Genomic DNA, 21,626 nt, shown 5'->3' on the forward strand with positions numbered 1-21,626 from the left:
TTCCCTCGCGCGCCGCGCTGGGATTTGAGATAGATTTCACGTTTCCGAACCTACAACCGCCCTGGAGGGGGAGCCGCGGATGCGCATCGGAATCGTCGTCGACTCGGCCTGCGACCTGCCGCCGGACTTCATCGCCACACACAACATCGTGCTGCTGCCGATCACCGTACGCATCGGCGAAGCCGTGCTGGCCGATCACCGCGATGAGCAGGCCACGCTGAGCTTCCTGCACGCGCACGTGGCCGAGCACGGCGCTGAAGCGGAGACCATCCCCTTCAGCGTCAACCAGATCCGCGACCTGTTCCTGCAGCAGCTGGTGATCGATTACGACCACGTGTTCTGCATGACCATCACCAAAACCCGCAGCCCGATCCATGACAACGCGCTGCAGGCCAGCTTCGCCATCCTCAACGACTACAAGCCGGTGCGTCAGGCAGCGGGCTACAACTCACCGTTCGCGCTGCGCGTGCTCGATACCCAGAACCTGTTCGCTGCCCAGGCGGTAACGGCGGTGGAAGCGGTGCGCCTGCGCGACAGCAACGCCAGCGTGCAGCAGATCCGCGAACGATTGGAGGAACTGGCGGGCAACGTGCATGGCTACATGGTTACCCGCGACCTGTACTACATGCGCGCACGTGCGCGGCACAAGGGTGACCGCAGTGTCGGCCTGCTCAGTGCGGCGCTGGGCAGCGCACTGGACATCAAACCGGTGCTGCATGGCTACCGCGGCGAGACCGGGCCGGTCGCCAAGATCAAAGGCTTCGACAACGCCGTGCAGAAGCTATTCGCGGTGGTCGGCCAGCGCGTGCGTGCCGGGCTGATGACACCGACGGTGTGCGTCAGCTACGGCGGTGAGCTGGACGAGCTGCGCACCCTGCCCGGCTACGCCCAGTTGAAGGAGGTCTGCGCCGGCCACGGCGTGGCCGTGTACGAATCGGTGATGAGCCTGACCGGCATGGTCAATGTCGGCAAGGGCGCGGTCACCGTGGGCTTTGCCGATGGGCCACATCGGTTTGAATGAAGGCCAACCGTGGCGGGAATCTGCACATCGATTCCACCACGACTGTGCCAGCCTTGCCGCACTTCAAGGAGAACTCCATGCCTGCGCAGTACCACATCAGCTTGCCCGATCCCTCCAAGGCCCGCGGCAACGACCCTGACCTGTCCTTCCATTCGCAGGGCGCCGCCGGCTTCGCCGAGGAACTGCAGGACGCGCTGCGCAGCGGCGCGCTGTTCGAGCGCTGGAAGGCCAAGCAACCCGACCCGGATGCGGTGGAACCGCAGTGGGGCGTGACCGATCCGGATGCCACCGTGACCGGCGAACAGAAGGATCTGCGCATCAACCTGGTGGCGACCACCCGCATCGACAGCGACGTGTTCAAGCAGCGCCTGCGCCTGCTGGCCGGCAGCCACTGGGAACTGCGCGACGTGCGTTGAGGCACCCGCCCGCCGGGCATGGCCCGGCGCTACCGTGCCCGTGTCGTGATCGACCCGGTGCCGATGACCATGCTCTGGTAGACGCCAACCTTGGTTGGCGCTTGCACAAACGGCTGCCAACCAAGGTTGGCCACTACTGACGCGCCGCCGGACATGGCCCGGCGCTTCCGAGGGCTGCTCCGGTAGATGCCAACCCTGGTTGGCGCTTTCCAACCCGCCGCGCATGTGGCTGGCACACTGTGGGAATGAGAAACAGAGATGCCATCACCCGGCCGGGTACGCGCGGCGAGAAGAAGCTGCGCGATGCCCCACGCCGACTACGCGACCTGCAGCATTGGGCTGACTGCTTCAGTGGTGCGTTTCCCTCGCCAGAGGAGTTGGGCAGTCAAGCTCGCTACTGGAACTACAAGGTTCCGACCCGAGCCGGTCTGATCGAAGGCCCGGCCGCCACCCTGAGAATCCAGCGTGCCTGCGCCCAATCGCTCATCAGCGCCTGCGCAAATCTGATCCAGTCGCGGCCCGCTTCACAAGCTACTGTGCGGGTAACCTGCTGCATCGCCCAGCCAGGGATGTTCTCCAGCGAGATTTGCCTTTACCTGGACGAAGCGTACTTCCAGGGCCACGTCGCCTCGACAGCGGATGGCCAGGTCACCGCCATCACCTCGCGCAGTCTTTCCGCCGAATGGCAGCTCGTCCTACCCCAAGGCGTTGAGGAGCGAGGTGTGCAGGTCAGCATTCCTCCCACCGACCACGATGACGGTCTGGAACAGGAATACTGGTTTTACGGCGAGGTAGCGGACGGGCGTTGATGCGTCCACCGGGTCCACAGCACGTGGCCCAGCGCACGACGGGCTCTGGTAGACGCCACCCTTGGTTGGCGCTCCAAAAAAGCTGCCAACCAAGGTTGGCAACTACCGACGAACCGCCGGGCATGGCCCGGCGTTTCCCTATCGCTACCAGCCACCGCCCAGCGCGCGGTACAGCTCCACCCGCGCGATCGCGGCGGCGGCCTGGCTGTTGGCCAGTGCGGCCTGGTTGTCCAGTGCGATGCGCTGGGTGGTCAGCACGTCCAGCATGTCGACCACGCCGGCCTGGTACTGCCGGCGCGCCGCACCGAGCGCGGTCTCGCTTTCGTCCACTGCCACGTGCAGCTGCACGGTGCGCTGCTGTTCGGCGGCGTAGCCATCGATGGCGTCGTCCACTTCATGCCAGGCCTGCAGCACCGTGCGCTGGAACTGCAGCGACGACTGTTGCTGCTGCAGCTTGCTCAACGCAAGGTTGGCCTTGAGCCTGCCGCCCTGGAAGATCGGCAGGCTGATCGACGGCCCGATGCTGAAACGGTGTGCGTTCCAGCCATCCAGATCATCCAGCTGCTTGGCCTGGAAGCCAGCGTCGCCATTCAAGGTGATACGCGGCAGGAAACTGGCCTTGGCCACGCCGATGCCGGCCGTTGCGGCATGCAACGCCGCTTCGGCGCGACGGATGTCAGGGCGACGCTCGGCCAGTTCGCTGGGCAGCCCCACCGCCACGGCCGGCAGTGCGGGCCAGTCACGGCATGCATTCTGCAGCTGCGCATCCAGTGCCTGCGGAGGCTGCGCCAGCAGGAACGCCAGTGCATTGCGCAGCTGCGATTCACGATGCCGCAGCGGCGCGATGCGTGCCTGCAGCGATGCCACCTGCGCGGACGCGCTGGACACCTGCAGCGTGCTGGCCACGCCCTGGCGTTGGCGTGCTTCGGTCAGGCGCTTGATGTCGTGGGCGATGCCGAGGTTGTCCTCGGTGATCGCCAGCAGCTGCCGCGTCGCGCGCAGCTGCAGATAATCACGCGCGGTTTCCGCCAGCAGCGCGATGCGCACTGCGTGTGCATCCTCCTCGGCCATCTGCACGCGTGCATCGGCGGCTTCCACCTGGCGGCGCACCCGTCCCCACAGATCCAGTTCCCAGCTCAGGCCGATGCCGGCCTGGAACAGCCCATAGTCATCACGACCGCCGTTGCCGGACGGATCGTTCAAGCCCACCTCGCTGTTGCGTGCGCGTGCGCCGCTGGCGGTTGCGCTGACGCTGGGCAGACGGTTGGCGGCGCTGATGCCACGCGCGGCGCGGCTCTGCTGCACGCGGTTGGCCGCCAGCTGCAGGTCCAGGTTGGCCTCCAGCACCTGGCTGGCCAGCTGTCCGAGCAGTGGGTCGTCGAAGCCGGCCCACCAGGCGGCGTCCTGATCGATCGCGTTGCCCGCGACGGCCTCGCCCTGCCAGTGACTGGGCAGTTCCGCCTGAGGACGTACGAAGTCCGGACCCATCGTGCAGGCAGCCAGGGCCGTGCACAGGCTGGCCGCAACGAAGGTGCTGCGGAACAAGGCAACTGCGCTCATGCGCCCTCCCCGGCCGCATGGCCCGGACTGTGCTTCACGCTCTGCGCGCGCGCGCGGCTGCCCAGGTCGACACTGGCTTCCACCGACATGCCGGCACGCAGCTGGTCCAGCAGCGACTGGCCCGGCTCCAGCACGATCTTCACCGGAATACGCTGCACCACCTTGGTGAAGTTGCCGGTGGCATTCTCCGGTGCGACAGCGGCGAAGGTGACGCCGGTGGCCGGCGCGATGCTGTCGATGTGCCCGCGCAGTGGCTTGCCCGGGAACACGTCCACCTTCAGTTCGACCTGCTGGCCGGCCTGCATGCGGGTCATCTGTGTTTCCTGGAAGTTGGCGACCACGAAGGCACGCTTCAGCGGCACCACCGCGGCCACCGGTGTACCCGGGGTCAGGTAGGCACCTACGCGCACTGCTCGACGACCGACCACGCCGTCGATCGGTGCACGCAGCACGGTGTGCGACAGATCCAGTTCTGCGCGGGCCTGCGCCGCTTCCGCGCGTTGCACCGCGGCCTGCGCAGCCTGCACACCGGCGGTCAGGATGTCGGTGCGCTGGCGCGCGGTCGACAGCGCCGCCTGGCCCTGCTGCAGGTGGGCACTGGCCACGGCCTGCTTCGACTGCGCCTGCTGCGCGTTCTGCACGGTTCCGGCGCCGTCACGGGCCAGTTCGCGGTAGCGCTGCTGGTCGGCACTGGCCAGGGTCAGTTCGGAACGGCTGACATCGACACTGGCCCTGGCCTGCGCGATCAGCGAATCCTGCTGGGCCAGTGCGGCCTGTGCGTTGGCGAGCTGTGCGCGGGCATTGGCAAGGTCGGCACGGGCCGCCTGCAGGGCGACCTGGTAGTCACGGTCGTCGATGCGGGCCAGCACGTCGCCGGCCTTCACCGACTGGTTGTCCTCCACCTCCACGGCACTGACGAAGCCGGGAATTTTCGGAGCCACCAGGGTGTAGTCGGCCACCACGTACGCATTGTTGGTGCTCTGGTGGCCAGAGTCGCGCAGCAGCAGCCAGGCGCCGATGGCCAGGGCCAGTACGCCCAGGCCCAGGCCGGTGTGGAGAGTGGTTCGATTGATCGTCATGAGGGGTTCCTGCGAAAGGTTCAGGCCACGGCACGTGGCGGGTGGATGCGGGTGGGCATCCAGGCAATGAGGGGAATGAAGGCCAGCGCCACCAGTGCGACCACCCAGTACAGGTCGGCCGAGGTCAGCGCCTGCACCTGTGCATGCAGGCGCGCGCCGAGCTGCGGGCCATCGGCCAGCCACGGTTGCTCGCCCAGGCGGTCGACCAGCACGGTGGAATGGAAATGACGGCGGCCCTGGGCGACGGCATCCAGTACGCCGCTGGCGAGCACCGCAGCGAAACCCTTGACCGTGTTGAACCACGCCGAGGCAAATGGGCCGTCCTGCGGCGCCAGGCCGCCGGTGGCCAGCATCAGTAGCGGCAGCACTGCCATGGGTTGTGCGAACACCTGCAGCAGCTGCACCCACAGGAAGTTGTCACGGATCCAGGCCACGTCCAGGTGCGAGCCCAGCCAGCAGGCCAGCGCCAGCATCACCAGGCCGGTGGCCTGCACCCAGCGGCAATCCACCGCGCGGATGTTCAGCAGCGCCGCCACCAGCGGCAGCGCGATCACCTGCGGCAACGCCACCCACAGCAGCATCGGTGCGGTCTGCAACGGCCGGTAGCCCTGCACGCTGGCCAGGAAACCGGACGGGATCGAGATCACCGCCAGCAACACGAACAGCACGCCGCCCAGCGTCACCAGTGAGTAGCTGAGATTGCGGTTGGCCAGCAGTTGCAGCTTGAAGAACGGCAAGGGGTGGAACCATTCATTGATCATGAACAGCACCATCAGGCCGGCGCCCCCCCCGATCATCAGCGTGATCATCGACGAGTCGAACCAGTTCAGGCGCGGGCCCTGCACCAGGCCCAGTACCAGCAGCACCAGCGCTGGCAGGCCGAGCAGCAGGCCGACCGTATCGAACTGGGCGAAGCGTTCCAGCCTCAGCGGGTCCTGTGGCAGGCCCCAGCTGACCATCGCCATGGCGGCCAGGCAGTACGGCACGATCTGCCAGAACGCCCAGTGCCAGCCCACCTGCTCGACCCAGAACGCGGCCAGCGGCGTGCCCATGCTCGGGCCGAACGTCGCCGTCAGCGCGTACCCGGCCAGGCCGTACAGCTTGATGCCCGGCGGCAGGAAGCGCAGCGCCACGCTCATCAGCAACGGCGGCAGTGCACCACCGCACAGGCCCTGCAATGCACGCAGCAGCAGGAACACCTGCAGGTTCGGGGCAAGCGGGCACAGCACGCCCAGCACCATGAACCCACCGATCATCGCCAATGCGAAGCGACGCAGCGAGAAGGTGGCGGCGCACCACGGTGCGAACGCCATCGCGCTGACCGACATCGCGCTGTAGAGGGCGACGACCCAGCTGCCGTCGTCGACGCTGAAACCCATCGCGCCACGGATGTCGGCCAGGGCGACCTTGGTGATGTTCTCGTTGAAGCCCGACACCAGCACCGCCAGCAGCACGCCACACAGGCCGACCAGAATGCGGCGATCGAGCCCGGGGGTGGCGGCAGGACGGGGCGCTGCGGCGGCCGGGACAGCGGCGGCCGGCGTACTCATCGCCGGGCACCGATCCGTGCAGTGCACGGCATGTTGGGGGTCATTGGAATGCGCTCAGTGAAACTCCGGGGAGCGCAGTCTAGGGAGCCGGTACCCTGTGAAAAATGGCGTCGCCGGCATCCCAGGCGTGCGCCGGGCGCACGCGTGCAGATGTCAGCGCGAGGCCTCCCCTGCGCTTTCGCACATGGTCTTGATCGAGCGCCGCAGCCACTGGTGCGCGGCGTCGTTGTCCAGGCGCGGATGCCAGGCCTGCACGATGGCCGCGGTCCGCACCGGAATCGGCAGCGGGAACAGGCGCAACGGCAGGCGCATGTTGACGATCCGCTCCAGCATCACGCTTGGCATCTGCGGCAGGATCAGGTCCGATTCGGCCGCCGCGAAGATCGCACCGTGGAAGGTCGGGCTGATCAGCGCCACGCGACGCTGCAGGCCGAGCGTGGCCAGGTCATCATCGATCGGCCCACGTGGCAGGCCACGGCGCGACACCGCGATGTGGTCGCACGCGGCAAAGCGCTCGGCACTGATCTCCTCGTCGAACAGTGGATGGTCTTCGCGCGCTGCGCCCATGAACGAGGTACTGAACAGGTTCTGCACCTTGGTATCGGGCGCATGCTTGCCGGCCGTGCTGATGTACAGGTCGATCCGGCCCTGTGCCATCGCATCGTCGTCGGTATCGCCCTCGGGCACGAAGCGCAGCACCGCGCGCGGCGCCTGCTGGCGGAACAGTTCACGCAGGCGTCCGCCGAATCCACCGATGAAGACATCATTGGCGCGGACATTGAAGGTGCGCTCCAGGGTGCGCAGGTCGATCTCGCGACCGGCATTGAAGACGCGGTGGGCCTGCTCGATCACGTCGCGGACCTGCTCACGCAGCTGCAGGGCGCGCGGCGTGGGCGCCAGCCCGCGGCCGGCACGCACCAGCACCGGGTCGCCCAGGGCGGTGCGGATCCGGCCCAGGGTACGGCTCATCGCCGGCGCGCTCAGGTTCATCCGCCGCGCGGCGGCGGCCACGCTGCATTCGTCAATCAGCACGTCCAGTGCCAGCAACAGGTTCAGGTCCGGCAGGGGCATGACAGTCTCCGGTAAATCAGATGACTCTACGGCACCTGTAACCACCATGGATTGCGTTCTACGCATTCATTGACTGCCGCGCACGGCATGGGTGCGCGCGATGACATCGGCGACCATCCCCGGCCTGCCAAGGAGACATCCATGTTCAATACCCTGCTGGTCGCCCTGGACGGTGGCCCCCAGCACGCGCGCGTGCTGGACCTGGCCGCGGCCATCGCCGGCCCCCGCAGCCGCCTGCACCTGCTGTGCGTGCTCGACCCTGAATTCGCGCTGGCGGCCGATGCCAGCGAAGCCGACCGTATCGAGTACCCGGAAGCCGCCCGCCAGCGCTCCCGCGCCGAGGCGGTGCTGGCCGAAGCCCTGGCCGAGCTGCGCGAGCGCGGCGTCGATGCCATCGCGCAGATCCCCTCCGGCGACCCCGGCGAAGTCATCAGCGACCAGGCCAGGCGCCTGAAGTGCGATCTGATCGTGATCGGCCACCGCCACCTGTCCCGGCTGGAGCGCCTGTTCGAACCCTCGATCGGGCAATGGACCATCGATCACGCCCCCTGCCCCGTGCTGGTGGAAACCCGCGACCCACAACCCTAGCTGCCATGGCCTCCCGTTCCCCCTTGTTTCCCACCCGGGTCAGCTACCGTGCCTTCGGCCGCCAGTTCGGCCGTGGCGAGCAGGCGCTGCTGGCGGCGATACGCCAGCTGCGTGACCCCGATCTCGTAGCCGATGGACTCGCACAGCTGCGCGGCCTCGGCCTTGATCCTGAAGGCTGCGACGCGTTCATCAACCTGCTGCCGCTGCTGGCCGCGCCGACGGCACCGATCGACCTGTTGCCCGCCGGCTCTCCGTTCATTGCCGCCAGCGAACTGGACCTGCTGGTCTGCCTGCTGCGCATCGCACAATGGCGGCATGCGCGCCCGCGCGAAGACGACACGCTGGCACCGTTGCGCCAGCAGCTGGCGCGCTGTGCGATAGCCGTGCAGGCGGCAAAACTGCCGTTGCGACAGCGCTCGTTGTCACCGGTCGGGCTGAGGCTGCTCGATCCCACCGGCTGGCTGCGGCAGCGATGACCCGGCCGCGCCGACCGTGCGCAATCGCGCACAGGGAGCGGCTACCTGGCGCGCTCAGCAATCCATCCTGCCGTGCGCACTGCCTTCGTCGTCGAGCACGTGCGCATGCAGGATCACCTGGTTGCGACCGGCGCGCTTGGCGGCATACAGGCCGGCATCGGCGTCCGCCAGCAACTGATCGGCACTGGCCAGGGCCGGCGGATGCAGGTAGCCCACTCCGATGCTGATACTGACCGACCCTTCCGGCAGCGGCAGCGCTGCCACCGCCTCGCGCAGGCGCTCGGCCAGCGCCAGCACGCCCGAGAGCGGGCTTCCCGGCACGATCACGGCGAATTCCTCGCCGCCATAGCGAGCAACGCTGTCACCACCGCGACCGGCTATGGCCTTCAGCACCCCGGCCACCGCCTGCAGGCAACGATCACCAGCCGGATGGCCGTGCTGGTCGTTGAAGGCCTTGAAGTGGTCGATATCCACCAGCAGCAGGCCCAGCTCGGTGCCGCTGCGCCGTGCGCGATTCCACTCGGACATCAGCCGTGCGTCGAATTCGCGACGGTTGGCCACGCCGGTCAGGCCATCCTGCCGCGCAAGTTGATCCAGTGCTGCCTGGCGTTCCAGAAGATCCGCCTGGAGCAACACGCTGCGCAGGCCGAAACCAAGGGTAGCTACGACGAAGCCCGCGACCGCCAACGGCCGCGCATGATCGACCACCAACGTGCCGACCACCAGCAGCAGCAATGGCAGGATGATCGGACCGGCGGCCTGCACCGTCCGCGCCAGCCTCGGGTGTGCCGCGGTGCCTGTGTCCGGCGCCGTGTCCAGCGCCAGGCAGGCGATCAGCAGAAAAGGTACGTCGATCAGCAGATCGTTGAACGCACCGAATGCATCATCGGATGTGTAATGGTTGATGTAGTAGGCCACCAGCAGATAGGCCAGAGCGTACAGCGCCAGTGCGCGGAAGAATCTACGCCGTTCGGGCACGTCGCCGGCCAGCCATCGCACCACGGCGAACCCGGCGATACACAGATTCTGGATGTCGAACATGCGCTGCATGTTGGACATCGCATGGGCGTCGACCTCGACACGGGCGGCAAACGATGCGGTGTGCACGAAGAACAGCACCCCCAGCAACGCCGCCATCGCCGCGTCGATCAGGCTGATGCTCAAGCGCTCGCGGCGTGCCCGGGCCAGGATGAACACCAGCGGCACGCCATACAGCACGTACAACAACAGGCTGACGCGCGGGGTGAAGTCAGCCCGGCCGGCGCCCAGCGCATCCACCATGTTGAACGTCATGCCGCCGGCCCACAGCAGCAGTGCCATCGCGGTAGCACGCCAGCCCAGAGCGGCGCGGTCACGTTGCGCCCGCACCAGGCACGCGGCAGCGGCCAGCAGCGGCGCACCGGTCAGGAATACGAAAGAGCCTACGCCCGCCGGGCTCGGCCAGAACGCCACGACCAGCCCATGGCAAAGCACGTACAGCATCGCCAGCACTACCGGCATGCATCCCCCCCGATCCGCAAGGCCGTATGGCCGCACCATAGCGCGCCTGTACGCCACAGCGGCGTGATCCACTGCGGCAAAACGACACTCCGCGTGCACCACCAGGGTAGTGCCGGCTGCTGGCCGGCAATCCCAGGGAATCACAGGGCGGCAGGTAGCCGGCCAGCAGCCGGCACCACCGGAACGCCCTCAGCCGTGCAGGGCGCGGGCGTGGTGTGCGATGTGCTCCCCGATGAAACTGGCGATGAAGTAGTAGCTGTGGTCGTAGCCGGGCTGCAGGCGAAGGGTCAGCGGATGGCCGGCGGCATCGCAGGCCTGCTGCAGGCGCTGCGGCTGCAGCTGGGTCTGCAGGAATTCGTCCGCCTCGCCCTGGTCGACCAGCAACGGCAGGCGCTCACGGGCCACGGCGACCAGCTCGCTGGCGTCCCATTGCGCCCAGTCCGCCGGGTTGTCGCCCAGGTAGGCGTGGAAGGCCTTCTGCCCCCACGGCACGTGGCTGGGTGCAACGATCGGCGAGAACGCCGACACGCTGCGGTAGCGCCCCGGGTTGCGCAGCGCGATCACCAGCGCACCGTGACCGCCCATCGAGTGACCGCTGATGCCACGCGCATCGGTGACCGGGAAATTCGCCTCGATCAGTGCCGGCAGTTCCTGTGCCACGTAGTCGTGCATGCGGTAGTGCTTCGCCCACGGCGCACGGGTGGCATTGAGGTAGAACCCCGCCCCCTTGCCCAGGTCATAGCCTTCGGCATCGGCCACGTCATCGCCGCGCGGGCTGGTATCAGGCGCAATGATGATCACACCGTGCTCGGCCGCATAGCGCTGCGCGCCGGCCTTGGTGATGACGTTCTGCTCGGTGCAGGTCAGGCCGCTCAACCAGTACAGCACCGGCAGCGCCTGCGCTTCCGCCTGCGGCGGCAGGTACACGGCGAACTGCATGTCGCAGCCCAGCGTGGTGGAATGATGGCGGTAGACGTCCTGCCAGCCGCCGAAACAGGCGCGGTGTTCAATGCGTTCCATGGTGCTCTCCTGCGCGGCGCGCCAGCGCACGCGTGTTCTGGTAGATGCCGACCCTGGTCGGCTTATCCACGCGCGGCGTGGATGCCTTTGTTGATCCGTTCATCCAGCTGCGCCAGCAGGCGCAGCAATGGTTCGACGCCAGGCTGGCCATCAAGATTGCGAGAGGCCGCCACCGCCACATCGCTGCGCGGCGGCCACTGCCCGGCCGCGCGCGCCTCGTAGAGGCGCGGCAGGAATACCTGCGCAAGCCATTGCTCGAATGGCATGCCATCGTCGCTGCCGAAGGCCGAGGTCACCGTACGCGCTGGCCCCACCTCGCCCACTACCCAGCCCAGCGCACGCAGCGCCTGCTCGATCGGGGCGACCAAGGCCGCCCGCGGGTCTTCCGCACGCGGCCGGCGCAGGGCATCCAGCCAGCCCATGACGCGGCTCAGTAGTGCACCACCGAACGGATCGACTTGCCTTCATGCATCAGGTCGAAGGCGTCATTGATCCTGTCCAGGTCCATGGTATGGGTGACGAACGGGGCCAGTTCGATATCGCCCTTCATCGCGTCTTCCACCATGCCCGGCAGCTGGCTGCGGCCCTTCACGCCACCAAACGCGGTGCCCATCCACTTGCGGCCGGTCACCAGCTGGAACGGACGGGTGGAGATCTCCTGGCCCGAACCGGCCACGCCGATCACCACGCTCTGGCCCCAGCCACGGTGCGCGCATTCCAGCGCCGCGCGCATCACGTTGACGTTGCCGATGCACTCGAAACTGTGGTCCACACCCCAGGTGGTCATCTCGACGATGACCTGCTGGATCGGCTTGTCGTAGTCCTTCGGATTGATGCAGTCGGTGGCGCCGAATTCGCGCGCCAGCTCGAACTTGGACGGGTTGGTGTCCACCGCGATGATGCGGCCGGCCTTGGCCTGGCGCGCGCCCTGGATCACCGCCAGGCCGATGCCGCCGAGGCCGAACACCGCCACGCTGTCGCCTTCCTGCACCTTGGCGGTGTTGTGCACCGCGCCGATGCCGGTGGTGACGCCGCAGCCGAGCAGGCAGACGTGTTCCGGGTTGGCGTCCGGGTTGATCTTCGCCAGCGAGACTTCGGCAACGACGGTGTACTCGCTGAAGGTCGAGCAGCCCATGTAGTGGTACAGCGGCTCGCCGTTGTAGCTGAAGCGGCTGGTGCCGTCAGGCATCACGCCCTTGCCCTGGGTGGCGCGCACCGACACGCACAGGTTGGTCTTGCCGCTCTTGCAGAACAGGCATTCGCCGCACTCGGCGGTGTACAGCGGAATCACGTGGTCGCCGGGCTTGACGCTGGTCACGCCCTCGCCCACGTCCACCACGATGCCGGCGCCTTCATGGCCCAGCACCACCGGGAACAGGCCTTCCGGGTCATCGCCGGACAGGGTGAACGCATCGGTGTGGCAGACACCGGTGTGGGTGATCTTGACCAGCACTTCGCCCTTCTTCGGCGGGGCGACGTCGATCTCGACGATCTGCAGCGGCTGGCCGGGACCAAAGGCGACGGCGGCACGGGACTTCATGGTGGCTTCTCCAGGATCAGGCGGGAATGGAATGGCAGGACGATCGACGCGATGTGGCGCCGATGCTTATTTCAGGTACGAGCGGATCAACGCGCTCATGTCGCGCACGCGTTCGGCGCGTTGTTCGTCGGAGGCTGCGGGTTGCCCGAACTCCTCGCGCAGATGGGCCTCCATCACTTCGGACATCAGGCCGTTGACCGCGCCACGGATGGCCGCGATCTGCTGCAGCACCGGCCCGCAGTCGGCACCGGCTTCCAGCGCGCGGTCCAGCGCATCGCACTGGCCGCGGATGCGGCGCACGCGGGCCAGGACCTTCTTCTTCTCCTCGGGGGAGTGCGGCATGACGGGGCCACCTCGGAACTATACTGGGGGATAGTATACACGCGCGGACGGATGAAGCCACATCATGCATGCCGGGGCATGCGCTACGGACAGATCAGCCTGCAAATATGAATGAATAGTAAATAGATTCAATTGTTACTTTTTCATGGCCTAGGGTGTCGCATTCGCCCTTGCGTTTATCCCTGAGTCACATTGGCGTGACCAGGGAGAGATCATGTACCGACCGTTGTTCGCCCGCAGTCGCTTGTCTGTCGCGTTGGGTTCGGCATTGGTGCTGGTGGCCGCCGCACCGGCCATGGCGCAGCAGGCCGCCACGCAGGAACAGGAGGCCGAGCCCGCCAGCAGCAAGACCCCCGTGCAGCTGGACCGGATGACCGTCACCGGCTCACGCATCTACCGCGCCGGCTTCGACACGCTGGAACCCGCTGCGGTGGTCAGCCGTGAATCGATCGAGAACTATGGCGACACCAACCTCATCGACGCGGTGACCCGGATTCCCGGGGTCAGTGCCGGCGTCAGTTCGCGCGGCGACCAGGCCGGTTTCGGTGCGGGCGTCAACTTCGCCAGCAAGTTCGGCCTGGGCAGCAATCGCCTGCTGACCCTGGTCAATGGACGCCGCTTCGTGACCTCTACCCCGCCCACCATCTTCGGTGCCGGCGGCGGCTCGGGCATCCAGGTCGACATGAACGCCATTCCCAGCGTCATGGTGCAACGCATTGAAAGTCTGAGCGTTGGCGGTGCCCCCACCTATGGCTCGGATGCGATCTCCGGCGTCAACAACATCATCCTGCGCGACAAGTTCGATGGCGCCGAAGTCGAACTGGGCTATGGCAGAACCAGCAAGAACGACAACGAGCGCTACTCATGGTCGGCCATCTTTGGTACCGGATTCGCCGATGGACGGGGCCACATCGTGGTGGCGGCGGAACTGGACAATGCCGACGGCGTGAACGCGCTGCAACGTGATTTCTACCGCCAGGGCTACAGCCTGCAGGCCAACCCCACTGCAGCCAACGCTGGCAACTTCCAGCCCCTGCGCCGGCCAACCAATGATGGCCGCATCGACGGCAGCATTCCCTTCAATACCGGACCGGCCGACGGCATCCCCGACCAGGTCTGGATCCGCAACCGGCGCATCGCCAGCATGACCTTCGGTGGCCTGGTGATGCCGGCGACCGGCAGCTACACGCGCAACGGCCTGGGCGACATCCTTGGCTTCGGTCCGAACAAAGACAAACTGTGGCAGTTCAACAACGAGGGCAAGCTGGTCGAGTTCAATCCCGGTACCAGCTATGCGGGCGGCAACGCCTCCGGCGGTGACGGCCTGAACCTGTTCGAGACGGTGCCGCTGATCGCCGACCTTGAACGACGCTCGGTGTTCTCCACCGGCAGCTTCGACTTCACCGACAACGTGCGCGGCTTCTTCGAGCTGTCGCGATACGAAGCGACCGCCCGCGAAACCCTGGACCAGAACGTCTACAACGCCGTGTCCTTCGGCAATGCACGCCTGGATGGCGGCGGTACCGCCAGCGGTGCGCTGACCTTCAGCGCCAGCAATCCGTTCCTGAGTGCGGAAACCCGCAGGATCCTCGCCGACAACGGCATCACCTCGTTCCGGCTGTCGCGCTCATCGCGCGACCTGTCGATGAACAACGCCAGCACCGAGACCCGCCTGACCCGCGCGGTGCTCGGGCTGAACGGCTTCTTCGAGGTTGGAAAGCGCAGCTTCAACTGGGAAGCCAGCGTCACGCATGGCCGCGGTGACTTCGACTACCTCGGCACCGGCCTGATCCAGCAGAACTTCATCAATGCGATCAACGTCACCACCGACGCCAGCGGGCGCATCATCTGTGACGCCACCCGCCCGGGCACCACGGCCGATGCGAACTGCCGCCCGCTGAATCTGTTCGGCGAGAACCAGGCGTCGCGCGAAGCCCTGGACTACGTCTCCACCCGGACCGTGGCCAAGGCGCAGACCCGCCAGACCGTCATAAACGCGTCGGTATCCGGCGGCCTGTTCGATCTGCCCGGCGGCGAGCTGTCCGCCGCGGCCGGCTTCGAGCACCGCCGCGAAGAAGGCTCCTTCACCCCCAGCGAGTACCAGCGCCTGGGCCAGGGTCGTTCGGTGCCGACCCAGGCGGCGGAAGGCAAATACCACACCAATGAAGTGTTCGCCGAAGTGCTGGCACCGCTGTTCAATCCCGACTGGGGCATCCCGGGCCTGCATCGCCTGGACCTGACCGCCAAGTTCCGCCGCGTCGACAATTCCGTCGCCGGCGCGTTCAATGCGTTCACCTACGGCATCCAGTACGAACCGATCGCCGGCCTGCAGCTGCGCGGCAACAAGACCCAGTCACTGCGTGCGCCCTCCATCGCCGAGCTCTACACCACCCAGCAGCCGGCCTACTACAACATCCCGGAAGTGTGCTCGCTGGACAACATCAGCGGCGGCTCCAATCCGGCGGTGCGTCGCCGCAACTGCCAAGCGTTCTTCGCCGCCTACCCGGGCGCCGATCCGAACACCTTCCGCCAGCAGCCGACCAATACGCTGGGCTCGACCAACGGCAGCACCCGCCTGCAGAACGAAACGGCGAAGTCGTGGACGGCCGGCATCGTGTTCGCGCCGGAGTGGATCCCGGGCCTGCGCGTCGCCGCCGACTGGTATGACATCAAGATCAACAACGTGATCACGTCGCTGAGCGCCAACGACATCATCACCGGTTGCTTCGACACTGCCGACTTCAACGCCGCCAACGTGCCCAACGCCAACCGCTTCTGCGGCCTGGTGACGCGTGATCCGAACACCGGCGTGGCTACCAGCATCAAAACCGAGTATGGCAACGGCCCGGTGCTGATGTTCCGCGGCTGGACCGCCGAAGTCGGCTACCGTTGGGACCTGTCGCGCTTGGGCGTGCTGGACCTCGACTTCTACGGCTACATGCCGAAGAACCGTGGCCAGGCCGCGAACCGGGACGTGCCGTTCGTCGAACAGGCGGGCAGCTTCAACGAGCCCAAGCGCCAGTTCCGCTGGACCGCCCAGCATCGCATCGGCAACTGGAACTACGGCGTGGCCTCCAACTACACCAGCCGCGCCCAGTACACGATGACCGATACCCCGGAAAGCCGTCAGTACTTCTACCGCGACAGCTGGACCACCTGGGACGCCAACGTCACCTACCGCATCACCGATGCCGCACGCGTGACGCTGTCGGTGATCAACGTGGGCGACGACATCGGTCCGTTCCCTTATGTATTGGATGCACTGGGCCGTCGCTACATGGCCAGCCTGCGCTACAACTTCAAGTAGGCCAGCCACAGCGGTTTCACAGGCGGGGCCCGCTATACGGGCCCCGCTCAATCAAATAGACCTTGTTCCGCCAACCGGGTCAGCTCGTCCACCACATAGCGTACCTTGGGCCGCAGGTGGCGCGTCGGTGGCCACAGCGCATGGATGTCGATGTGCCGCTGCATGTGCGCGTCAAGCACCAATTGCAACGCGCCGGAATCCAGATGGCGGCGCACCAGTGAAATGGGCATCTGGCAGATGCCGAGGCCAGCGATGGCCGCTTCGATCACCGCATCGCCATCATTGAGTTGATAGGGCGCGCCGGGAATGAATGTTCCCTCGTCCTGCTCGCTGCCGATCCGCCACCAGACCGGCTGGCCATGACGGAAGCCGACGATGCTGCGGTGCTGCGCCAGTTCCTCGACCGTTCGCGGCACGCCGTATGCCTGCAGGTATTCCGGCGATGCGCAGGTGACCAGCCGCTGGCGCCCCAGCCGCCGCGCCACCAGATGCTCTGCCTGGTGCAGCCCACCGAAACGGATCAGCAGGTCGATGCCTTCCTCGACGGGATCGACGAAGTGATCGGTGAAGGTCATCGTCAACTGCAGGTCCGGGTACTGCCGGCACAGTCGCAACAGCACCGGCAGCACCACCAGCCGCCCGAACGAGGACGGCATGTCGATGCGCAGCCGCCCGCTGGGCAGGCCGGCCGACCCCAGGCAGGCCTCGGCCGCGGAGATCTCTTCCAGCGCCGCCGCACAGGAGGCGTAGTACGCCTCGCCATCGGTGGTCAGCGCGATGCTCCGCGTGGTGCGGTGGAACAGGCGCACCCCCAGCCGTGTTTCCAGCCGGGCGATGGCCTTGCCCACCGCCGAGCGCGAGATGCCCAGCGCATCGGCAGCTTCGGTGAAGCTGCCCGAGCGTGCGGTGGTGACAAAGGTCACCAGGCCATTCAAGGACTCCAGCGGCAGCATCGTTCGCACTCCATTGGGGACAAATAGTCCCGCACCAAGGGAGATCGAAGCGCTTTATGCGCCTGCATGTCAACTCCATCCTGTGTGCATCGCGCCGCTGGCGCCCCTCCCCCGCACTGAGATGACCGACATGACCGCCGCCCTGTTCCACCCCTTCGACCTGGCAGGCACCGCCCTGCGCAACCGCATCGCGATGGCCCCGATGACCCGCGCCCGCAACCCCGGCGCGGTCGCCAACGCACTCACCGCGCAGTACTACCGGCAGCGGGCCAGCGCCGGCCTGATCATCAGCGAAGGCACGCCGGTCTCGCCGCAGGGCCAGGGTTACATCGACGTGCCGGGCATCTGGTCGGCCGAACAGGTGGCCGGCTGGAAGCTCGTGACCGAGGCGGTGCACGCCGCGCAGGGCACGATCTTCGCCCAGCTCTGGCATGTCGGCCGCATGTCGCACAGCTCGCTGCAACCCGATGGTGGGCAACCGGTCAGCGCCGGCACCCGCCCGGTGGCCAGCGCACCGAAGAACACCTCGTTCGTGTATCTGGCCGATGGTAGCCGCGGCCATGCCGATCCCACCCCGGCACGTGCACTGGAGACCGCCGAGATCCCCGGCATCATTGCCGACTTCGCACGGGGCGCCGACAACGCGATCAGCGCCGGCTTCGATGGCATCGAGCTGCATGCGGCCAACGGCTACCTGTTCGAACAGTTCCTCAACCCGCTCATCAACCAGCGCGAAGACCGCTACGGCGGCTCGCTGCCCAATCGTGCGCGGTTGATCCTGGACACCGTCGATGCGATGGCCCAGCGCATCGGTGCGCAGCGCATCGGCGTGCGCCTGGCACCGAACAACCTCACCTTCGACATGCCGTTCTACCCCGACAACGAAGCCACCTATCTGTACCTGGCCGAGGAACTGGGCACGCGCGGGCTGGCCTATGTGCACCTCAACGACAACCTGCAGGCGGGCCAGTCGGTGCTGGGCGAGGCCTTCCTGCAGCAGTTCAAGCAGGCCTACGGTGGCACCGTGATCCTGGCCGGCGGCATGACCCGCGAACGCGCCCTGCAGCTGGTCGAGGCCGGCACCATCGACCTGGCCGCGTTCGGCCAGCCGTTCATCGCCAACCCGGATCTGGTCGAACGCCTGCAGCGCAACATCGCGTTGGCCACGCCCGACCGCAGCACCTATTACGGTGGCGGCGAAGCAGGCTACCTCGACTACCCGCGCGCACAATAGAGCCACGCCATGCGTGGATGCGGGCGTACACTGCCCGCCCGCATCCACCGGATCTGCCCATGGATACGCCCACCGCGTCATTCATCGTCAATCTCGATGTCCCCGATCTCGCCGCTGCCGAAGACTTCTACATCCGGGCCTTCGGCCTGCGCATCGGCCGCCGTCTCGGCCCGGGCGCGGTGGAGCTGCTCGGTGGGCCAGCGCCGCTCTACCTGCTGCACAACGACGCCGGCAGCGCCGCCACCGAAGACGGCGACGTGCGCGACTACGAGCGCCATTGGACGCCGCTGCACCTGGATTGGGTGGTGGATGACATCGACGCCGCGCTGGCGCGTGCGGTTGCAGCCGGGGCGACACTCGAGCAGTCCGTGCGCGAGCGTCGCTGGGGCCGCATCGCCGTGCTGGCCGACCCGTTCGGCCACGGCTTCTGCCTGATCCAGTTCAGTGCTGAAGGCTACGACGCGCTGGTCGAATGACCGGCGCGCGGTTCACCACGGCAACGGTACCGCCTCGCCATTCGCGCGTTCGCCGTAGTACAGCGACGGCAGCAGCCGCGAGAGGAAACTGAACTCCGTGTAGCAGTGCTTGAGCAGGCCCAGGCCGACCGCATCGCCGGCATCGCGGTGCGGATCAGCGCTGTCCAGGCCCAGCACGAAGCGGCTGCGCAGCACACAGCCGAACGGCGTATCGCGTGCCACGTGCAGCATCTGCCCGTCGCAGGGATCACCGTTTGCATCCAGGCGCACGTGGTCGCCGAAGCCGATGCGCGCGGCAATCACCGCCGATACATCGCCGGCATCCTGTGCCGCCTGCAGGCGCTCTGGCACCATCAACGTGCGCGGATCATGGAACTTCAGGCGCGCCGCCACCGGCGGAATGTCGGCCAGCGATTCCACCGCATGGATGCTGGCACCGTGGTAGCTGCGCCCGCGCTGCCACGCCGCGTCCCAGCCGCGATGCTCGACATGATCAACCGGATGCCACCAGCGGATGTGCTGGGTGGTCTCGAAGAAGGTGAACCACCAGTCCAGCATGCGGCCCTTGCAGCCGTGCAGATCGGTACGCACCGCCACCAGCAGGGTGCCGTCTTCGCGGCGCTGGATGCCGGTCTCCAGGTGCATCGGCGCCGGGTCGAGCAGATCGTGGTGGTCCAGCCAGGCGCGTGCGTTCACAGCGGTATCCATCGGGGTCTCCTGCGGTTTTGGGAGACCCGACAATACGGAAACGTTATTCGTTTCTCAATTGGCTGGATGCGGTAAGATGGGGGCAATGAACAGCACCACCCTGCCCGAGCCCACAACGCCGACCCGCCGCCGCGGCCGCCCTGCGCGCCCGGAAGCCGAAGTCCGCCACGCCGTGCTGCAGGCCACGCTGGAGCTGCTGCTGGCACAGGGTTACGAGGCCACCACCATCGAAGCGGTGGCGGCGCACGCCGGGGTGGCGAAGAAGACGGTGTATCGCCACGCCAGCAATCGCGAGGAACTGGTTGGGCTTGCGGTGCGCGAATGGACCGACGGCTTCGCGCCACAGTTGCAGCGCGATGCGCGCAATGCCGAAGAGGTCGTGCCGCTGTTGCAGGACATCCTGCAGGCGGTCTGCGCGCAGGCGCTGTCGGCGCAGGCGGTGCAGGTGTTCCGCCTGCTGGCCACCGATTTCCCCGGCAAGGACGCGCTGCTGCAGGCCTATCTGGACAATGGCATCGAACGCGGCCGAGCGCTGCTGGCTGACTGGCTGGCGCGGCAGCAGCAGCGCGGGCTGCTGCGCGAGGGAGATCCTGTTCGCATGGCGCGACTGATTCTGGCAATGGCCGTGGCCGAGCCGCTGCGCGAACGCGTGATCGGCGTGGTGGCCGAGGATGCGCCGGTGGAGGTGCACCTGCGTGAGTGCCTGGCGTTGTTGGCGCCGGTGTTTCAGGCGCCGTAGTCAACCAGTAAGCCGCAGCTGTGTGCCACGCATTCAGGTGGAGCGGCCTCGCAGGGCTCTTTGCAATTTCTTGTATGGCCTGCTGGAAAGACTGCAGGGACTATCCGTGGTCGATCTCTTTGGGGCGGTCACATGCGATTTCTTTTTTCCGAACTCTGCAATCTCCTGGGACAACGAATCGATAGCGATCCGGTCCTTTCCATTGCCGAACGCATCGGAGCGAAGGCACCAAAACCAACCTCCTTCGCGTACTCCAACTCTATTGGCGAGATGTCTCACCGCCCCACGGGTCTGGAAATCAGCTGGAGTCACGAGGTTCTCGCACCCGAGTATTACCCGCCCCGGAAATCGGGCCGCCACTTCGTCTGCTGGGTAGACTCGATCTGGTTTGATCCGGCAACAGTAGACAACCTGCCTTTGCAGTTGTCTCCGACCTCCCTCGCTGAGGATTTGGTTGGGGCGGCTCCTCAGCTCATTGTCGAGGATATGCCCAAGAGAACAGCCGCGATGCTCACAAATCGTCCAGACTGCGTGCTTGCCCTCCCCAGCACGCCTAGGCGCTGGCAGATCAAGCTAGCACAGATGCACCGCTACTCCTTGCCAAGTTACGCTGCGGCTGGAAATGATCTTCCAGAGCAGAATGTCAATTCAGACAGGTGGGATTATTGGGATCAGGCTACCGCCTTCTTTCTCTACTGGTGCATTCTCAGAGGCTTCGCAAGCGAACGACATACTTCTGATCACGGCGCAGAAATCCAGAACCTACATCAGCAGCGCATGCCCGTGATGGACTACATCCGTGCGAACTGTTTTGAAGGCGAGCTGTGGAGCTGGGATATCCGCGAGCCCGTGCGCCATTTTACCTACATCTACTTTCATGCTCTCTGCAATCGCAACTCAGCACATCCTAGAATTGGAAGACCGGACAGGTGCCATCCCAACGACGATCTGAGCGCGGTGGTGAACCACCTGTCGAAGTGCGGGGTACCAACCGTAGATGACGAATGGCGGCTGTTCCGCCATTTCTCAACGATGCTGGACGCACGCTGGAAGGACTATCTTCTGACAGGACTTCAGACAGAAGTAAGCCGCCGCCAGACCGTCCAGCTCACGGCAATGTATCGGAAGATGGTGGACAACCTCTCCGCAGCCTCTGAACTGCCATAGAAGTCCGAGTATTTATAGGTCTCCACGTATTGCGCGGAGATTCCTGGAGAGGCATCCACGCATGGCGTGG

Annotated in this window: 21 protein-coding genes; 10 read left to right on the forward strand and 11 right to left on the reverse strand. The window is 66.3% G+C overall.

Annotated features, from left to right (window positions below; translation table 11 throughout):
• Window positions 1–79: 79 nt before the first annotated feature.
• From M1L61_RS19360 to M1L61_RS19370, 3 genes are all read left to right on the forward strand, one after another.
• Window positions 80–1,021: a DegV family protein gene (locus tag M1L61_RS19360; protein WP_228354766.1), complete on the forward strand. Its 942-nt coding sequence runs from the start codon at window positions 80–82 to the stop codon at window positions 1,019–1,021.
• A gap of 77 nt (window positions 1,022–1,098) precedes the next feature.
• Window positions 1,099–1,437, forward strand: coding sequence for a hypothetical protein (locus M1L61_RS19365; protein WP_109814503.1), 339 nt, complete (start codon window positions 1,099–1,101; stop codon window positions 1,435–1,437).
• A gap of 245 nt (window positions 1,438–1,682) precedes the next feature.
• Entirely contained in the window at window positions 1,683–2,246 is a 564-nt protein-coding gene (locus M1L61_RS19370) for a DUF3916 domain-containing protein (protein WP_228354767.1), read from the forward strand.
• 144 nt (window positions 2,247–2,390) lie between these two features.
• On the opposite strand, the gene M1L61_RS19375 is transcribed toward M1L61_RS19370, so the two are convergent.
• The 4 genes from M1L61_RS19375 to M1L61_RS19390 form a co-directional block, all read right to left on the reverse strand.
• On the reverse strand, window positions 2,391–3,806 hold the full coding sequence (locus tag M1L61_RS19375) for an efflux transporter outer membrane subunit (protein ID WP_248853960.1): 1,416 nt from the start codon (window positions 3,804–3,806) through the stop codon (window positions 2,391–2,393).
• Complete coding sequence (locus M1L61_RS19380) at window positions 3,803–4,885, reverse strand: HlyD family secretion protein (protein ID WP_248853961.1); 1,083 nt, start codon at window positions 4,883–4,885, stop codon at window positions 3,803–3,805. Before M1L61_RS19380 ends, M1L61_RS19375 begins: the two co-directional genes overlap by 4 nt.
• A gap of 20 nt (window positions 4,886–4,905) precedes the next feature.
• A complete protein-coding gene (locus tag M1L61_RS19385; protein ID WP_248853962.1) occupies window positions 4,906–6,435 on the reverse strand; it encodes an MFS transporter in 1,530 nt (509 codons plus the stop codon).
• A gap of 153 nt (window positions 6,436–6,588) precedes the next feature.
• Window positions 6,589–7,506 (reverse strand): LysR family transcriptional regulator, encoded by a 918-nt coding sequence (locus M1L61_RS19390; protein ID WP_049435351.1) that lies wholly within the window; start codon window positions 7,504–7,506, stop codon window positions 6,589–6,591.
• A 141-nt stretch (window positions 7,507–7,647) separates the two neighbouring features.
• Between M1L61_RS19390 and M1L61_RS19395 the strand changes: the two genes are divergently transcribed.
• A complete protein-coding gene (locus M1L61_RS19395) occupies window positions 7,648–8,094 on the forward strand; it encodes a universal stress protein (RefSeq protein ID WP_043400104.1) in 447 nt (148 codons plus the stop codon).
• 5 nt (window positions 8,095–8,099) lie between these two features.
• The gene (locus M1L61_RS19400; protein WP_049480536.1) at window positions 8,100–8,570 is read left to right on the forward strand and encodes a hypothetical protein; all 471 of its coding nucleotides are present in this window, start codon (window positions 8,100–8,102) and stop codon (window positions 8,568–8,570) included.
• Window positions 8,571–8,624: 54 nt separating this feature from the next.
• On the opposite strand, the gene M1L61_RS19405 is transcribed toward M1L61_RS19400, so the two are convergent.
• The 5 genes from M1L61_RS19405 to frmR all read right to left on the reverse strand — a co-directional run bounded on the left by M1L61_RS19405 (window position 8,625) and on the right by frmR (window position 12,972).
• Window positions 8,625–10,070 (reverse strand): GGDEF domain-containing protein, encoded by a 1,446-nt coding sequence (locus M1L61_RS19405; RefSeq protein ID WP_248853963.1) that lies wholly within the window; start codon window positions 10,068–10,070, stop codon window positions 8,625–8,627.
• A gap of 189 nt (window positions 10,071–10,259) precedes the next feature.
• A complete protein-coding gene (gene fghA / locus M1L61_RS19410) occupies window positions 10,260–11,090 on the reverse strand; it encodes an S-formylglutathione hydrolase (protein WP_248853964.1) in 831 nt (276 codons plus the stop codon).
• A gap of 62 nt (window positions 11,091–11,152) precedes the next feature.
• Complete coding sequence (locus M1L61_RS19415) at window positions 11,153–11,512, reverse strand: YqcC family protein (RefSeq protein WP_071305846.1); 360 nt, start codon at window positions 11,510–11,512, stop codon at window positions 11,153–11,155.
• Between the two features lie 8 nt (window positions 11,513–11,520).
• Window positions 11,521–12,630 (reverse strand): S-(hydroxymethyl)glutathione dehydrogenase/class III alcohol dehydrogenase, encoded by a 1,110-nt coding sequence (locus M1L61_RS19420; RefSeq protein ID WP_010480874.1) that lies wholly within the window; start codon window positions 12,628–12,630, stop codon window positions 11,521–11,523.
• A 66-nt stretch (window positions 12,631–12,696) separates the two neighbouring features.
• Window positions 12,697–12,972, reverse strand: coding sequence for a formaldehyde-responsive transcriptional repressor FrmR (gene frmR / locus M1L61_RS19425; protein WP_005411009.1), 276 nt, complete (start codon window positions 12,970–12,972; stop codon window positions 12,697–12,699).
• Window positions 12,973–13,186: 214 nt separating this feature from the next.
• Between frmR and M1L61_RS19430 the strand changes: the two genes are divergently transcribed.
• Window positions 13,187–16,279: a TonB-dependent receptor gene (locus M1L61_RS19430; RefSeq protein WP_224328563.1), complete on the forward strand. Its 3,093-nt coding sequence runs from the start codon at window positions 13,187–13,189 to the stop codon at window positions 16,277–16,279.
• Window positions 16,280–16,326: 47 nt separating this feature from the next.
• On the opposite strand, the gene M1L61_RS19435 is transcribed toward M1L61_RS19430, so the two are convergent.
• Window positions 16,327–17,232 carry a LysR family transcriptional regulator gene (locus M1L61_RS19435; RefSeq protein ID WP_248853965.1) on the reverse strand — a complete coding sequence of 302 codons (906 nt, stop codon included), beginning with the start codon at window positions 17,230–17,232 and terminating at the stop codon, window positions 16,327–16,329.
• A gap of 130 nt (window positions 17,233–17,362) precedes the next feature.
• Between M1L61_RS19435 and M1L61_RS19440 the strand changes: the two genes are divergently transcribed.
• Together M1L61_RS19440 and M1L61_RS19445 are read left to right on the forward strand one after the other, a co-directional pair.
• Window positions 17,363–18,466, forward strand: a complete 1,104-nt coding sequence (locus M1L61_RS19440) for an alkene reductase (RefSeq protein WP_109814504.1) — start codon at window positions 17,363–17,365, stop codon at window positions 18,464–18,466.
• Between the two features lie 59 nt (window positions 18,467–18,525).
• On the forward strand, window positions 18,526–18,942 hold the full coding sequence (locus tag M1L61_RS19445) for a VOC family protein (protein WP_043400085.1): 417 nt from the start codon (window positions 18,526–18,528) through the stop codon (window positions 18,940–18,942).
• A 12-nt stretch (window positions 18,943–18,954) separates the two neighbouring features.
• On the opposite strand, the gene M1L61_RS19450 is transcribed toward M1L61_RS19445, so the two are convergent.
• Window positions 18,955–19,650: a hydrolase gene (locus tag M1L61_RS19450; protein WP_248853966.1), complete on the reverse strand. Its 696-nt coding sequence runs from the start codon at window positions 19,648–19,650 to the stop codon at window positions 18,955–18,957.
• A gap of 76 nt (window positions 19,651–19,726) precedes the next feature.
• On the opposite strand from M1L61_RS19450, the gene M1L61_RS19455 reads away from it, so the two are divergent.
• Window positions 19,727–20,389, forward strand: a complete 663-nt coding sequence (locus M1L61_RS19455; RefSeq protein ID WP_248853967.1) for a TetR/AcrR family transcriptional regulator — start codon at window positions 19,727–19,729, stop codon at window positions 20,387–20,389.
• 132 nt (window positions 20,390–20,521) lie between these two features.
• A complete protein-coding gene (locus tag M1L61_RS19460; RefSeq protein WP_146205529.1) occupies window positions 20,522–21,556 on the forward strand; it encodes a hypothetical protein in 1,035 nt (344 codons plus the stop codon).
• Window positions 21,557–21,626 lie beyond the last annotated feature (70 nt).

It is taken from the genome of Stenotrophomonas sp. NY11291, assembly GCF_023277365.1.
Taxonomy (GTDB): Bacteria; Pseudomonadota; Gammaproteobacteria; order Xanthomonadales; family Xanthomonadaceae; genus Stenotrophomonas; species Stenotrophomonas geniculata.

What these genes read in the sequence shown, in the direction of transcription:
- M1L61_RS19360 (WP_228354766.1), top strand. Translation starts at nt 80, where the DNA reads ATGCGCATCGGAATCGTCGTCGACTCGGCCTGCGACCTGCCGCCGGAC.
- M1L61_RS19365 (WP_109814503.1), top strand. Translation starts at nt 1,099, where the DNA reads ATGCCTGCGCAGTACCACATCAGCTTGCCCGATCCCTCCAAGGCCCGC.
- M1L61_RS19370 (WP_228354767.1), top strand. Translation starts at nt 1,683, where the DNA reads ATGAGAAACAGAGATGCCATCACCCGGCCGGGTACGCGCGGCGAGAAG.
- M1L61_RS19375 (WP_248853960.1), bottom strand. Translation starts at nt 3,806, where the DNA reads ATGAGCGCAGTTGCCTTGTTCCGCAGCACCTTCGTTGCGGCCAGCCTG.
- M1L61_RS19380 (WP_248853961.1), bottom strand. Translation starts at nt 4,885, where the DNA reads ATGACGATCAATCGAACCACTCTCCACACCGGCCTGGGCCTGGGCGTA.
- M1L61_RS19385 (WP_248853962.1), bottom strand. Translation starts at nt 6,435, where the DNA reads ATGAGTACGCCGGCCGCCGCTGTCCCGGCCGCCGCAGCGCCCCGTCCT.
- M1L61_RS19390 (WP_049435351.1), bottom strand. Translation starts at nt 7,506, where the DNA reads ATGCCCCTGCCGGACCTGAACCTGTTGCTGGCACTGGACGTGCTGATT.
- M1L61_RS19395 (WP_043400104.1), top strand. Translation starts at nt 7,648, where the DNA reads ATGTTCAATACCCTGCTGGTCGCCCTGGACGGTGGCCCCCAGCACGCG.
- M1L61_RS19400 (WP_049480536.1), top strand. Translation starts at nt 8,100, where the DNA reads ATGGCCTCCCGTTCCCCCTTGTTTCCCACCCGGGTCAGCTACCGTGCC.
- M1L61_RS19405 (WP_248853963.1), bottom strand. Translation starts at nt 10,070, where the DNA reads ATGCCGGTAGTGCTGGCGATGCTGTACGTGCTTTGCCATGGGCTGGTC.
- fghA (WP_248853964.1), bottom strand. Translation starts at nt 11,090, where the DNA reads ATGGAACGCATTGAACACCGCGCCTGTTTCGGCGGCTGGCAGGACGTC.
- M1L61_RS19415 (WP_071305846.1), bottom strand. Translation starts at nt 11,512, where the DNA reads ATGGGCTGGCTGGATGCCCTGCGCCGGCCGCGTGCGGAAGACCCGCGG.
- M1L61_RS19420 (WP_010480874.1), bottom strand. Translation starts at nt 12,630, where the DNA reads ATGAAGTCCCGTGCCGCCGTCGCCTTTGGTCCCGGCCAGCCGCTGCAG.
- frmR (WP_005411009.1), bottom strand. Translation starts at nt 12,972, where the DNA reads ATGCCGCACTCCCCCGAGGAGAAGAAGAAGGTCCTGGCCCGCGTGCGC.
- M1L61_RS19430 (WP_224328563.1), top strand. Translation starts at nt 13,187, where the DNA reads ATGTACCGACCGTTGTTCGCCCGCAGTCGCTTGTCTGTCGCGTTGGGT.
- M1L61_RS19435 (WP_248853965.1), bottom strand. Translation starts at nt 17,232, where the DNA reads ATGCTGCCGCTGGAGTCCTTGAATGGCCTGGTGACCTTTGTCACCACC.
- M1L61_RS19440 (WP_109814504.1), top strand. Translation starts at nt 17,363, where the DNA reads ATGACCGCCGCCCTGTTCCACCCCTTCGACCTGGCAGGCACCGCCCTG.
- M1L61_RS19445 (WP_043400085.1), top strand. Translation starts at nt 18,526, where the DNA reads ATGGATACGCCCACCGCGTCATTCATCGTCAATCTCGATGTCCCCGAT.
- M1L61_RS19450 (WP_248853966.1), bottom strand. Translation starts at nt 19,650, where the DNA reads ATGGATACCGCTGTGAACGCACGCGCCTGGCTGGACCACCACGATCTG.
- M1L61_RS19455 (WP_248853967.1), top strand. Translation starts at nt 19,727, where the DNA reads ATGGGGGCAATGAACAGCACCACCCTGCCCGAGCCCACAACGCCGACC.
- M1L61_RS19460 (WP_146205529.1), top strand. Translation starts at nt 20,522, where the DNA reads ATGCGATTTCTTTTTTCCGAACTCTGCAATCTCCTGGGACAACGAATC.